Here is a 12,071-nt window from a genome sequence, read left to right as displayed (position 1 = left end):
TAATTTCAACAAGCGAGGAGGACCGCCATGGGCGTGACCAATCGGTTGGCCTGTTACTCCGACCCCGCCGACCACTATTCCCACCGAGTACGCATCGTGCTCGCAGAGAAGGGTGTCAGCGCAGAGATCATCAGTGTGGAGGTGGGACGTCACCCGCCGAAACTGATCGAAGTGAACCCTTACGGCAGCTTGCCCACCCTGGTCGATCGTGACCTGGCGTTGTGGGAGTCAACCGTGGTGATGGAATACCTGGATGAGCGTTATCCCCATCCACCGTTGCTGCCGGTGTATCCGGTGGCGCGTGCCAACAGCCGCCTGCTGATCCATCGGATCCAGCGTGACTGGTGTGGCCTGGTGGACCTGATTCTGGATTCACGCAGCAAGGAAGCGGCCCGGGTTCAGGCGCGCAAGGAATTGCGCGAGAGCCTGACCGGTGTTTCGCCGTTGTTTGCCGACAAACCTTTTTTCCTCAGCGAGGAACAAAGTCTGGTGGATTGCTGCCTATTACCCATACTCTGGCGCTTGCCGATTTTGGGCATAGAACTGCCGCGGCCTGCCAAGCCGCTGCTTGACTACATGGAGCGCCAGTTTGCGCGTGAGGCTTTCCAGGCGAGTCTGTCTGGTGTCGAACGCGATATGCGCTAAGGCTTAAGGAGCCGTTGATGAACTCCAGTCGACCTTACCTGGTCCGCGCGCTCTATGAGTGGATAGTGGACAACGATTGCACCCCGCACATGCTGGTCAATTCCGAGTTTCCCGCGGTTCAGGTACCGCAAGGTTTTGCCAGTGACGGACAAATCGTCCTGAACGTTTCACCCAGTGCCGTGCGACACCTGCACATGGACAATGAAGCGGTCAGCTTTGAAGGGCGTTTCGGCGGTGTGCCGCATACGCTGTTCGTGCCCATCGGTGCCATCCTCGGGATCTACGCCCGGGAAAATGGCCAGGGCATGGTGTTTGATCTGGAGTCTTCCCTTGAGGATGACGAAGCGATCGAGCTCGAAGGCGAAGATGATGTGCCGCCGCCGGATTCCGAGCCGCCGCGTCCAAGCGGTCGGCCGAGTCTGAAAGTGGTGAAGTAACAAGGCGCGGGCCCTCGGGCCAGCGTTGAAAATGCCTCGGTGATGCCGGGGCATTTTTTTGCCTGGCGAAAACCCCGGCCGTTATAGATGAAAGTCATGACAGGACGGTGATCGTACAACCGCCATGGGCTATCATGCGTGCTTCAGATCGCCGAGATAGATGATTCATCATGGAAAACTCCAGCGCCGCCCCTCGTCTTCCCCGCAAGCGCCGCAGCCTTGCCCAGGAATTGGTCACGGTGTTGTCCGAGCAGATCCGCGACGGCCAACTCAAACGTGGCGACAAACTGCCCACCGAGTCGGCGATCATGGACGCCCATGGGGTCAGCCGCACCGTGGTGCGTGAAGCCATCTCGCGATTGCAGGCCGCCGGGCAGGTAGAAACCCGCCATGGCATCGGCACTTTTGTGCTGGATACGCCAAGCCCCAGCGGTTTCCGGATTGATCCGGCCACTGTTGTCACCCTGCGTGATGTGCTGGCCATCCTTGAACTGCGGATCAGCCTGGAAGTGGAGTCTGCCGGGCTTGCTGCCCAGCGCCGTAGCGACGAGCAATTGGCCGGCATGCGTGCTGCCCTCGATGCGCTGAACGAAAGTGCGGCCCACGCCGGTGATGCGGTGGCGTCGGACTTCCAGTTCCACCTGCAGATTGCCCTGTCCACCGGCAACCGCTACTTCACCGACATCATGACCCACCTGGGCACCAGCATCATTCCGCGCACGCGGCTGAACTCGGCACGCCTGGCCCATGATGACCAGCAGCACTACATGAGCCGCCTGAGCCGCGAACACGAAGAGATCTATGAGGCGATCGCGCGCCAGGATTCGGATGCGGCGCGGGCGGCCATGCGGTTGCACCTGACCAACAGCCGTGAGCGGCTGCGCCATGCCCATGAAGAGGCGGAAGCGCAGCGCGGTTGATTCCAGGCTGGACGTAAGCGTGTGGCTTGAAAGCTCATTGTGGCGAGGGAGCTTGCTCCCGTTGGGCCGCGCAGCGGCCCCAAAATCCATTGCCCCGAGTTCTGTCTGAAAGAACCCCGTGTTCTTGCCGGGGCTGCTTCGCAGCCCAACGGGAGCAAGCTCCCTCGCCACAGGTTAATGCGCGAGGCTTAACTCACGTCTTTCAGGCCGGCTGATTCGGCTTGTAGTCCTTGAGCAGCAGATACGTGCTCCAACCCCACCAGTCATTGGTCCACTGCTTGTCGTTCAGGTTGTTGACGTCCTTGCGTCGCAGCACCTTGTCGCCTTCAGCCTTGAACAGCGGTGAGAAGTTGTTCGCCGGGTTCTGCGCGGCGTTCAGGTCCGGCACATACAGCGGTGCCTTGAAGTTGGCCGGGGAGGGCGCCATGCCGCTGATAAACGTTTCGAAGATCTCATCGGCCGAGGCCTGCACGGCGCGTTTGACCATGGCGCGGTTGGCCGCATCGTTGCTGTCGAAATAGCGTTTATCACCGTAGGCATGCCACTGCTCGCCCAGGGCGTTGCGCACATTGAGCCCGAACTTGCTGTCTTCATCGTGCATGAAGCGGCTGATCAGCGAGCCCAGTTCACCCGGTGTCACCACCGCCGCCAGTTGCTTGCGCGGTACCCGCAGGTGCCCGGCGGAAAATAGATCGGTCAAAAAGTGATCAGCAAAGCTGTTCATGGCATAGGCCAGTTCCAGCGCCTGGTCGGTGCCGGTCTGATGCGCCACGACGGCTTGTTGCAAGGCTGCCGTATGCCCCGCCAGATAGGCCGCCAAAGCCCATTCGCCAAAGTGGTCGGCATTGTCTGCCGCCAGTTTCAGGTAGCGCCCCAGTGGAATCAGCGCCGAGACGGCACTGCCGCCGCCGGTGATGCGGTTCCATTCCTCGGACAAGGTGTCACCCAGCGCGTCATAGGCTTCATGGGGTTGCTTGCCATCCTTGATCGCCTGGTTGACCGCATTGATCTCCTTTTGCATCACCGCGAGGATCTTGCCCGCTTCTTCCCGTGATGCTGGCAATACCGCCAGCGAGTTGAATGCATCGGTAAAGCGCTGCACACGATCAGCGGGCGATGTGCCTTCGTTGATGGGGCGCCCGGGGATGCCATAGAAATCACCGCCCAGGGCGATGATCTGGCCGTAGCTCAGCGCCAGGCCATTGGGCAGGTGCAATTCGACCTGCCGGGCGGGAATCGGCGGGGCGTCCTTGACGAAACGCAACAGGGTGTCGTCGCCGATGGCGGTGTGTTCGCCGCCTTCAAAACGCAGGGTTGGCGGGGTTTTCACAGGTGTGGCGAGTTCAAGATCTGACATGTTAGCTCCTTGCTATGTCGTAGGAATCTTCCGTAATAACTGTACGTATATACAGTTATCCAGAGCATAGAGGAAAAACTTCCTACGTCAAGAAAGCAGCAATCGAGAAGGGCGGCGATGAATTGCAGTTGACGAATATTTTTATAGTTGTACGATGACGTACGACATCAAGATAACCATCCGTAATCTCACAACAGAAAGTCTTCGCCCAGGGTGTTCGAATAATGAATCCACAAGAACTGAAGTCCATCCTCTCTCACGGTCTGCTGTCTTTCCCGGTGACCGATTTCAATGCCCAGGGTGATTTCCACCAGGCGGGCTACATCAAGCGTCTGGAATGGCTGGCCCCTTACGGCGCTACTGCCTTGTTCGCCGCTGGCGGCACCGGTGAGTTTTTCTCCCTGGCGGCCAGCGAATATTCGCAAGTGGTGAAAACCGCCGTTGATACCTGCGCCACCAGCGTGCCGATTCTTGCCGGTGTCGGCGGTGCCACCCGCCAGGCCATCGAGTACGCCCAGGAAGCCGAGCGTCTGGGCGCCAAAGGCCTGTTGCTGCTGCCGCACTACCTGACCGAAGCCAGCCAGGACGGGGTTGCCGCCCACGTTGAAGCGGTGTGCAAGTCGGTCAAGATCGGTGTAGTGGTCTACAACCGCAACGTCTGCCGCCTGACCGCGCCGCTGCTGGAACGCCTGGCCGAGCGCTGCCCGAACCTGATCGGTTACAAGGACGGCCTGGGTGACATTGAATTGATGGTGTCGATCCGTCGTCGCCTCGGTGACCGTTTCAGCTACCTGGGCGGCTTGCCGACTGCAGAGGTTTACGCCGCTGCCTACAAGGCCCTGGGCGTGCCGGTGTACTCCTCGGCGGTGTTCAACTTCATTCCAAAAACCGCGATGGATTTCTACCACGCCATTGCCCGGGAAGATCACGCCACCGTCGGCAAGATCATCGACGACTTCTTCCTGCCGTACCTCGACATCCGTAACCGCAAGGCCGGTTACGCGGTGAGCATCGTCAAGGCCGGGGCGAAAATCGTCGGTTACGACGCAGGCCCCGTGCGTACGCCGCTGACCGATCTGCTGCCGGAAGAATACGAAGCCCTGGCCGCGTTGATCGACAAGCAAGGCGCGCAATAACCCATCACCAAGGCCGCTGAGTAATCAGCGGCTTTTTGCGTCAGGAGAGAATTCGTGTCCCAAGCCAAGCGTTTCGAAAACTACATCGGTGGCCAGTGGGTTGCCGGCGCCGACTACTCGGCCAACATCAATCCGTCGGAGTTGTCTGATGTCATTGGCGAATACGCCAAGGCTGACCTCGCCCAGGTCCACGCGGCCATCGACGCTGCGCGCGCTGCTTTTCCGGCGTGGTCCACTTCCGGGATCCAGGCGCGTCATGATTCGCTGGATAAAGTCGGCACCGAAATCCTCGCCCGTCGCGAAGAACTCGGCACCCTGCTGGCCCGGGAAGAGGGCAAGACCCTGCCGGAAGCCATCGGCGAAGTGACCCGCGCCGGTAACATCTTCAAATTCTTCGCCGGTGAATGCCTGCGCCTGTCCGGCGACTACCTGCCGTCGGTGCGTCCGGGCGTCAACGTTGAAGTGACCCGTGAGGCGTTGGGCGTGGTTGGCCTGATCACGCCGTGGAACTTCCCGATTGCCATCCCGGCCTGGAAGATCGCCCCGGCCCTGGCCTACGGCAACTGCGTGGTGCTCAAACCGGCTGAACTGGTACCGGGCTGCGCCTGGGCCCTGGCCGAAATCATCTCCCGCGCCGGCTTCCCTGCCGGTGTGTTCAACCTGGTGATGGGCAGCGGCCGTGTGGTCGGCGATGCCATGGTCAACAGCCCGAAAGTCGACGGCATCAGCTTCACCGGCTCGGTGGGCGTGGGTCGTCAGATCGCCGTCAGCTGCGTGTCGCGCCAGGCCAAGGTGCAGTTGGAAATGGGCGGCAAGAACCCGCAGATCATTCTCGACGACGCCGACCTCAAGCAAGCCGTCGAGCTGTCGGTGCAGAGCGCGTTTTACTCCACCGGCCAACGTTGCACCGCGTCCAGCCGCTTTATCGTCACCGCCGGGATTCACGACCAGTTCGTCGCGGCCATGGCCGAGCGGATGAAGTCGATCAAGGTCGGCCACGCCCTGAAAACCGGCACCGACATCGGCCCGGTGGTTTCCCAGGCCCAGCTGGACCAGGACTTGAAGTACATCGACATCGGCCAGAGCGAAGGCGCCCGGCTGGTCAGCGGCGGTGAGCTGGTGACCTGCGACACCGAAGGCTACTTCCTCGCGCCGACGCTGTTTGCCGACAGCGAAGCCGCGATGCGCATCAGCCGTGAAGAGATCTTCGGGCCGGTGGCCAACGTGGTGCGCGTGGCGGATTACGAGGCGGCGCTGGCGATGGCCAACGACACCGAGTTCGGCCTCTCGGCCGGTATCGCCACCACCTCGCTGAAATACGCCAACCACTTCAAGCGTCATTCCCAGGCCGGGATGGTGATGGTCAATCTGCCGACTGCCGGTGTGGATTACCACGTTCCATTCGGCGGCCGTAAGGGTTCATCCTACGGTTCGCGTGAGCAGGGTCGCTATGCGCAAGAGTTCTACACCGTGGTGAAAACCAGCTACATCGGTTCGTAACGGCTGCACCCTGTGGCGGGTCCGTGCCCGCCACAGGCTTACAATTTGATTACCCGCAAAAAAAATAATTAGTGGGAGTACATCTTCATGCAAGCGACCAAGCCGACCCATGTCCGCTATTTGATCCTGCTCATGCTGTTCCTGGTGACCACGATCAACTACGCCGACCGGGCCACCATCGCCATTGCCGGCTCCAGCCTGCAAAAAGACCTCGGCATCGACGCGGTCACCCTTGGCTATATCTTCTCCGCATTCGGTTGGGCCTACGTGGCCGGGCAAATTCCCGGCGGCTGGCTGCTGGACCGCTTCGGTTCGAAAAAAGTCTACGCCCTGAGTATCTTCACCTGGTCACTGTTCACCGTGCTGCAAGGCTATGTCGGTGAGTTCGGTGTTTCCACGGCCATCGTTGCGCTGTTCATGTTGCGCTTCCTGGTGGGCCTGGCTGAAGCGCCATCCTTCCCCGGAAATGCGCGCATCGTGGCGGCATGGTTTCCTACGGCTGAGCGGGGTACGGCCTCGGCGATCTTCAACTCGGCGCAGTACTTTGCGACTGTGTTGTTCGCGCCGTTGATGGGCTGGATCGTCTACACCTTCGGCTGGCAGCACGTGTTTATCGTGATGGGCGGCATCGGCATTCTGTTCTCGTTGATCTGGCTGAAACTTATCCACAGCCCGCGCCAACACCCGATGATCAACGACGCCGAACTGCAGCACATCGCCCAGAACGGCGGCATGGTCGATATGGATCAGGACAAGGGCAAAGGCAAGAAAGTCGACGGGCCGAAGTGGGATTACATTCGTCAATTGCTGACCAATCGCATGATGCTCGGCGTGTATCTGGGCCAGTACTGCATCAACGGCATCACCTACTTCTTCCTGACCTGGTTCCCGGTGTACCTGGTCCAGGAGCGCGGCATGACGATCCTCAAGGCCGGCTTTATTGCTTCCCTGCCTGCGGTCTGTGGTTTTATCGGTGGCGTGTTGGGCGGGATCATTTCCGACTATCTGCTGCGCAAAGGCCATTCGCTGACGTTCGCCCGCAAGGCGCCGATCATTGGTGGATTGCTGATTTCCTGCAGTATCGTGGCCTGCAACTACGTAGACATCGAATGGATGGTGGTGGGCTTCATGGCCCTGGCCTTCTTCGGTAAAGGCGTTGGCGCACTGGGTTGGGCGGTAGTCTCCGACACCTCGCCAAAGCAAATCGCCGGTTTGAGCGGTGGTCTGTTCAACATGTTCGGCAACATCGCGTCGATCACCACCCCGATTGTGATCGGCTACATCATCAGCACCACCGGCTCGTTCAAGTGGGCCCTGGTGTTCGTTGGCGCCAACGCGCTGGTCGCTGTGTTCAGTTACGTGGTGATCGTTGGCCCGATCAAGCGTGTAGTGCTCAAGGAGCCGCCGGCCAAAGGCCCCGAGCTGACTAAACTTTCCCAAGCGCATTCCTGAAGGGGCCCGCGTCATGCAGTTGATTGAACATGCCGATTCGCCACGCTCCATCCGTTTGCACGCGCTGGATAACGTGGTGATTGTGGTCAACGACCAGGGCGTACCGGCGGGGACCGAGTTTCCCGACGGCCTGGTGACGGTGGATTTCATTCCCCAAAGCCACAAGGTGACGCTGGAAGACATCCCCGAAGGCGGCCGCATCATTCGCTACGGCCAGACCATCGGTTATGCCCTGCGCCCGATTCCGCGAGGCAGTTGGGTGCAGGAAGATCAACTGCGCATGCCCACGGCGCCGCCGCTGGACAGCTTGCCGCTGTCCACCGAAGTGCCCGAGGCCCAAGCGCCCCTGGAAGGTTTTACCTTCGAGGGTTATCGCAATGCCGACGGCACCGTGGGCACACGCAATATCCTCGGGATTACCACCACGGTGCAGTGCGTCACGGGCGTGCTGGACCATGCGGTGAAGCGCATCAAGGACGAGTTGCTGCCCAAGTACCCGAACGTCGATGACGTGGTGGCGCTGACCCACAGCTACGGCTGCGGCGTGGCGATCACGGCCACCGACGCCTACATCCCGATCCGCACCGTGCGTAACCTGGCGCGCAATCCGAACCTGGGCGGTGAAGCCCTGGTGATCAGCCTGGGTTGCGAGAAGTTGCAGGCCGGGCAGGTGATGCATGAAAACGACAGCTCGGTAGACCTGAGCGAGCCATGGCTGTATCGGTTGCAGGACTCCAGCCACGGCTTTACCGAAATGATCGAACAGATCATGGAACTGGCCGAAACCCGCCTGAAGAAACTCGACCTGCGCCGGCGGGAAACCGTACCGGCGTCGGAGTTGATCCTCGGCATGCAGTGCGGCGGCAGTGATGCGTTCTCGGGGATTACCGCCAACCCGGCGCTGGGCTATGCCTCGGATTTGCTGCTGCGGGCGGGCGCGACGGTAATGTTTTCCGAAGTGACCGAAGTCCGCGATGCGATCTACCTGCTCACTTCCCGTGCCGAGAACCAGGACGTGGCCCGGGAACTGGTGCGGGAAATGGACTGGTACGACCGCTACCTGGCCAAGGGCGAGGCAGATCGCAGCGCCAACACTACGCCGGGGAACAAGAAGGGTGGGTTGTCGAATATTGTCGAGAAGTCGTTGGGTTCCATCGTCAAGTCGGGCAGTAGTGCGATCAATGGCGTGCTTGGCCCGGGCGAGCGGTTCAATCGCAAGGGCCTGATCTTTTGCGCCACGCCGGCGAGTGATTTTGTGTGCGGCACGTTGCAGTTGGCGGCGGGGATGAATTTGCATGTGTTCACCACCGGGCGTGGCACGCCCTATGGGCTGGCGATGGCGCCGGTGGTGAAGGTTTCGACGCGCACCGAGCTGGCGCAGCGTTGGCCTGACCTGATTGATATCGATGCCGGGCGGATCGCCACTGGGCGGGCAACGATCGAGGAGTTGGGTTGGGAGTTGTTCCACTTCTACCTGGATGTGGCCAGCGGCAAGAAGCAGACATGGGCGGAGCAGCACAAGCTGCATAACGACATTACGTTGTTCAATCCCGCGCCGATTACTTAAGACCGAGTCGCCTGCTTCGCGAGCAAGCCCGCTCCCACATTTGACTGCATTCCAAAGGTAGAACTCGGTCAAATGTGGGAGCGGGCTTGCTCGCGAAAGCGGTAGTCCAGACGAAGCTGGCCATGCTGGCTTATCATTAGCCACCTACCGACGCCCACCCAAGGTTCTCCCCGGCATGCTGGCAATCTTCCTACAAACCCTGAACATCACCGCGCCGGTGTTTGCCATGCTGTTCCTGGGCGTCCTGCTCAAGCGCATCAACTGGATCAACGACAACTTTATCCACATCGCTTCGGCCCTGGTGTTCAACGTCACCATGCCGGCGTTGCTGTTCCTCGGGATTCTCCACGCCGACCTGCATTCAGCCCTCAAGCCCGGCCTGCTGATCTACTTCGCCGTCGCCACGCTGGTGAGCTTCGCCCTGGCCTGGGGCTGGGCGATCTTTCGATGCCCGCGGGAAGATCGCGGCATCTACGCCCAAGGCGCGTTTCGCGGTAACAACGGGGTGATCGGCCTGGCCCTGGCCGCCAGTATGTACGGCGACTACGGGATTTCCCTTGGCGCGGTGCTCGCGGCGCTGGTGATCCTGTTCTACAACACCCTGTCGACCATTGTGCTGGCGGTGTACAGCCCGGTGATCAAGTCTGACCCGTGGAGCATTTTCAAAAGCGTGCTGGCCAACCCGTTGATCATCAGCGTGATCGCGGCGGCGCCCTTCGCGTACTTCCAGATTGGCTTGCCTGGCTGGCTGGAATCCTCCGGGCAGTACCTGGCGGACATGACGTTGCCATTGGCGTTGATCTGTATCGGTGGCACGTTGTCGTTGGCGGCACTGCGTAAAAGCGGCGACATGGCCCTGAGTGCCAGCCTGATGAAGATGGTCTGGCTGCCGGTGATCGCGACCCTGGGGGCGTGGCTGCTGGGGTTTCGCGGGCCGGAGTTGGGGATTCTGTTCCTGTACTTCGGCGCGCCCACGGCGGCGGCCAGTTTTGTCATGGCGCGGGCGGCGGAGGGCAATCATGAGCTGGCGGCCGCGATTATCGTGATCACCACCCTGATGGCGGCGGTGACCACGAATATCGGGATTTTCGTGTTGCAGGCGGGTGGCTGGATCTAGGCGTCTTTCTGGTAGCTGTCGATCACTTCCTGCGCGGCGCGGAAGGCGTCAATCGCCGCCGGCACACCGGCATACACCGCACAATGCAGCAGCGCCTCGCGAATCTCCTCCACGGTGCAACCGTTGTTCAGCGCGCCGCGCACGTGGCCCTTGAGTTCCTGCGGGCACTTGAGGGCGGTCAACGCGGCGAGGGTGATCAGGCTGCGGGTTTTCAGCGGCAACCCTTCGCGATTCCACACGCTGCCCCAGGCATGCTCGTTGACGAAATCCTGCAGCGGCTGGCTGAACTCCGTGGCATTGCCCAGCGCCCGATCGACAAACACATCACCCATCACCTGGCGGCGCATTTCAACGCCGGGCTTTTTCTGTTCGGTCATTGCGATTCCCTCTTGTGTTGGCGGCGCCAGGCTTGCAGCGAGGTGAACAACAGGAAAGCCACCAGCGCTGGCAGGACGTAATACAGCATCAGTTGTTCAAGCTTGTTGGCCAGCGGCATGCCGAAGGTGAACGACACCACGTGCAGCCCGTACACCAGGTACAGGCCCAGGAATACCAGGCCTTCGGCCCGGGTGACGCGGTAGCCCGAATAAAACACCGGCAGGCACAGGGCGACCACGCCGAGCATTACCGGCAGGTCGAAATCCAGGGCATTGGGCGACACCGACAACGGCGAGGGCGCCACCAGGGCGGTAAAGCCCAGCACCCCAAGCAGGTTGAACAGGTTGCTGCCGATCACGTTGCCCACGGCAATTTCCCGCTGTCCGCGCAGGGCGGCGATCAGTGAGGTGGCCAGGCAGGGCAGGGAAGTGCCGACGCCAATCAGCGTCAGGCCGATGATGCGTTCCGACAGGCCCAGGTCAGAGGCCACGTCCACCGCCGCGCCCAGCAGCAGGTGCCCGGCCAGTACGAGGATCAACAGTCCACCGAGCATCAGCAGCACGCTGCTCAGCCACGGCGCCTGCACCACAGTGTCCCGGGTGCGCGGGCGGCGGGAGTGGCGGGTCTGGTAGAGCAGCACGCCGAGGTAGGCCACCAGGGCCACCAGCAGTAACAGGCCATCGATCTGCGTGAGTTCTTCATTGGCGGCTAGCACAAACACCAGCAGGCTGGCGATGATCATCATCGGGATATCCAGGCGTACCAGTTGCCGGGAGACCCGCAGCGGAATGATCAGGGCTGCCAGGCCAAGGGTCACGAGGGTGTTGAAGATGCTGCTGCCGATCACACTGCCCACGGCGATGTCGGTGTTGTCCGCCAGGGTCGCTTGCAAGCTGATCGCCATCTGCGGCGCGCTGCTGCCGAAGGCGACGATGCTCAGGCCGATGATCAGCGGGCGCACCTTGAGGCTGGCGGCCAGGCGCACGGCGGCGCGCACTAATACTTCTGCGCCGAAGATCAACAGCAGCAGGCCGCTGATCAGTTCGATCAGGCTAAAGGGCGAGAGGGCGGTTAATGCGGAAATGGCCTGGGCTCCGTCGGTCAGTTGCTGAGGGCTTGCACGCGAACGCGCGCGGTGCCGCTGCCGATCATACCGATCTGTTCGGCGGCCTTGCGTGAAAGGTCGATCAGGCGCCCACGGGTATGCGGGCCGCGATCATTGATGCGGACAACGACGCTTTTGTTGTTGTCGAGATTGGTGACCTTCACCTGCGTGCCGAAGGGCAGGCGACGATGGGCGGCGGTCAGGGCATTCTGGTTGAACGGTTCACCGCTGGCAGTGCGGTTGCCGTGGTGTTTGGCGCCGTAGTAGGAAGCGGAGCCGGTTTCGTCATAGCCGTTGGGGTCGATGAGGCCGCTGGCGCAGCCGGCGAGCAGAGAGAACAGGGCCAACAGGCCGAGTAGACGCTTCATTTTCAAGGTTTCCCCCTTACAGATGTGGGAGCGGGCTTGGGTGGGAGCGGGCTTGCTCGCGAATGCAGTGTGTCAGGCAACGAATAGGC

General features: G+C 61.1%; 12 protein-coding genes. 8 read left to right on the top strand and 4 right to left on the bottom strand.

Annotated features, from left to right (window positions below):
* Positions 1 to 27: 27 nt before the first annotated feature.
* From AC3WKX_RS08155 to AC3WKX_RS08145, 3 genes are all read left to right on the top strand, one after another.
* A complete protein-coding gene (locus tag AC3WKX_RS08155; protein WP_003216049.1) occupies positions 28 to 645 on the top strand; it encodes a glutathione S-transferase N-terminal domain-containing protein in 618 nt (205 codons plus the stop codon).
* Between the two features lie 17 nt (positions 646 to 662).
* Positions 663 to 1,082 carry a ClpXP protease specificity-enhancing factor gene (locus AC3WKX_RS08150; RefSeq protein ID WP_003216051.1) on the top strand — a complete coding sequence of 140 codons (420 nt, stop codon included), beginning with the start codon at positions 663 to 665 and terminating at the stop codon, positions 1,080 to 1,082.
* 170 nt (positions 1,083 to 1,252) lie between these two features.
* The gene (locus tag AC3WKX_RS08145; RefSeq protein WP_008437251.1) at positions 1,253 to 2,002 is read left to right on the top strand and encodes a FadR/GntR family transcriptional regulator; all 750 of its coding nucleotides are present in this window, start codon (positions 1,253 to 1,255) and stop codon (positions 2,000 to 2,002) included.
* A 202-nt stretch (positions 2,003 to 2,204) separates the two neighbouring features.
* Here AC3WKX_RS08145 and AC3WKX_RS08140 read toward each other — a convergent pair whose 3' ends face one another.
* Positions 2,205 to 3,359, bottom strand: coding sequence for a hypothetical protein (locus AC3WKX_RS08140; RefSeq protein WP_003216055.1), 1,155 nt, complete (start codon positions 3,357 to 3,359; stop codon positions 2,205 to 2,207).
* A 224-nt stretch (positions 3,360 to 3,583) separates the two neighbouring features.
* Between AC3WKX_RS08140 and kdgD the strand changes: the two genes are divergently transcribed.
* From kdgD to AC3WKX_RS08115, 5 genes are all read left to right on the top strand, one after another.
* Positions 3,584 to 4,495, top strand: a complete 912-nt coding sequence (kdgD, locus tag AC3WKX_RS08135; RefSeq protein ID WP_003216058.1) for a 5-dehydro-4-deoxyglucarate dehydratase — start codon at positions 3,584 to 3,586, stop codon at positions 4,493 to 4,495.
* Between the two features lie 54 nt (positions 4,496 to 4,549).
* Positions 4,550 to 5,995: an aldehyde dehydrogenase family protein gene (locus AC3WKX_RS08130; protein WP_003216060.1), complete on the top strand. Its 1,446-nt coding sequence runs from the start codon at positions 4,550 to 4,552 to the stop codon at positions 5,993 to 5,995.
* Positions 5,996 to 6,082: 87 nt separating this feature from the next.
* The gene (locus AC3WKX_RS08125) at positions 6,083 to 7,447 is read left to right on the top strand and encodes an MFS transporter (protein ID WP_003216062.1); all 1,365 of its coding nucleotides are present in this window, start codon (positions 6,083 to 6,085) and stop codon (positions 7,445 to 7,447) included.
* Between the two features lie 13 nt (positions 7,448 to 7,460).
* Positions 7,461 to 9,014 (top strand): galactarate dehydratase, encoded by a 1,554-nt coding sequence (gene garD, locus AC3WKX_RS08120; protein WP_088422717.1) that lies wholly within the window; start codon positions 7,461 to 7,463, stop codon positions 9,012 to 9,014.
* A gap of 175 nt (positions 9,015 to 9,189) precedes the next feature.
* Positions 9,190 to 10,131, top strand: a complete 942-nt coding sequence (locus AC3WKX_RS08115; RefSeq protein WP_102604562.1) for an AEC family transporter — start codon at positions 9,190 to 9,192, stop codon at positions 10,129 to 10,131.
* On the opposite strand, the gene AC3WKX_RS08110 is transcribed toward AC3WKX_RS08115, so the two are convergent.
* From AC3WKX_RS08110 to AC3WKX_RS08100, 3 genes are read right to left on the bottom strand one after another with little or no spacing between them, the layout of a single operon-like run.
* Complete coding sequence (locus AC3WKX_RS08110; protein ID WP_003216068.1) at positions 10,128 to 10,508, bottom strand: carboxymuconolactone decarboxylase family protein; 381 nt, start codon at positions 10,506 to 10,508, stop codon at positions 10,128 to 10,130. The genes AC3WKX_RS08115 and AC3WKX_RS08110 overlap by 4 nt on opposite strands.
* Complete coding sequence (locus tag AC3WKX_RS08105) at positions 10,505 to 11,560, bottom strand: calcium/sodium antiporter (protein WP_102604561.1); 1,056 nt, start codon at positions 11,558 to 11,560, stop codon at positions 10,505 to 10,507. The genes AC3WKX_RS08110 and AC3WKX_RS08105 overlap by 4 nt, the downstream gene beginning before the upstream one ends.
* Before the next feature lie 50 nt (positions 11,561 to 11,610).
* Entirely contained in the window at positions 11,611 to 11,982 is a 372-nt protein-coding gene (locus AC3WKX_RS08100; protein WP_003216071.1) for a septal ring lytic transglycosylase RlpA family protein, read from the bottom strand.
* Between the last annotated feature and the right edge of the window lie 89 nt (positions 11,983 to 12,071).

This window comes from Pseudomonas sp. GP01-A4, from assembly GCF_058780865.1.
This window is presented reverse-complemented; position numbering and strand designations above follow the sequence as displayed.

Coding starts and splice junctions, on each gene's coding strand:
- AC3WKX_RS08110 (WP_003216068.1), bottom strand. CDS start 10,508: ATGACCGAACAGAAAAAGCCCGGCGTTGAAATGCGCCGCCAGGTGATG.
- garD (WP_088422717.1), top strand. CDS start 7,461: ATGCAGTTGATTGAACATGCCGATTCGCCACGCTCCATCCGTTTGCAC.
- AC3WKX_RS08140 (WP_003216055.1), bottom strand. CDS start 3,359: ATGTCAGATCTTGAACTCGCCACACCTGTGAAAACCCCGCCAACCCTG.
- AC3WKX_RS08155 (WP_003216049.1), top strand. CDS start 28: ATGGGCGTGACCAATCGGTTGGCCTGTTACTCCGACCCCGCCGACCAC.
- kdgD (WP_003216058.1), top strand. CDS start 3,584: ATGAATCCACAAGAACTGAAGTCCATCCTCTCTCACGGTCTGCTGTCT.
- AC3WKX_RS08150 (WP_003216051.1), top strand. CDS start 663: ATGAACTCCAGTCGACCTTACCTGGTCCGCGCGCTCTATGAGTGGATA.
- AC3WKX_RS08145 (WP_008437251.1), top strand. CDS start 1,253: ATGGAAAACTCCAGCGCCGCCCCTCGTCTTCCCCGCAAGCGCCGCAGC.
- AC3WKX_RS08115 (WP_102604562.1), top strand. CDS start 9,190: ATGCTGGCAATCTTCCTACAAACCCTGAACATCACCGCGCCGGTGTTT.
- AC3WKX_RS08100 (WP_003216071.1), bottom strand. CDS start 11,982: ATGAAGCGTCTACTCGGCCTGTTGGCCCTGTTCTCTCTGCTCGCCGGC.
- AC3WKX_RS08125 (WP_003216062.1), top strand. CDS start 6,083: ATGCAAGCGACCAAGCCGACCCATGTCCGCTATTTGATCCTGCTCATG.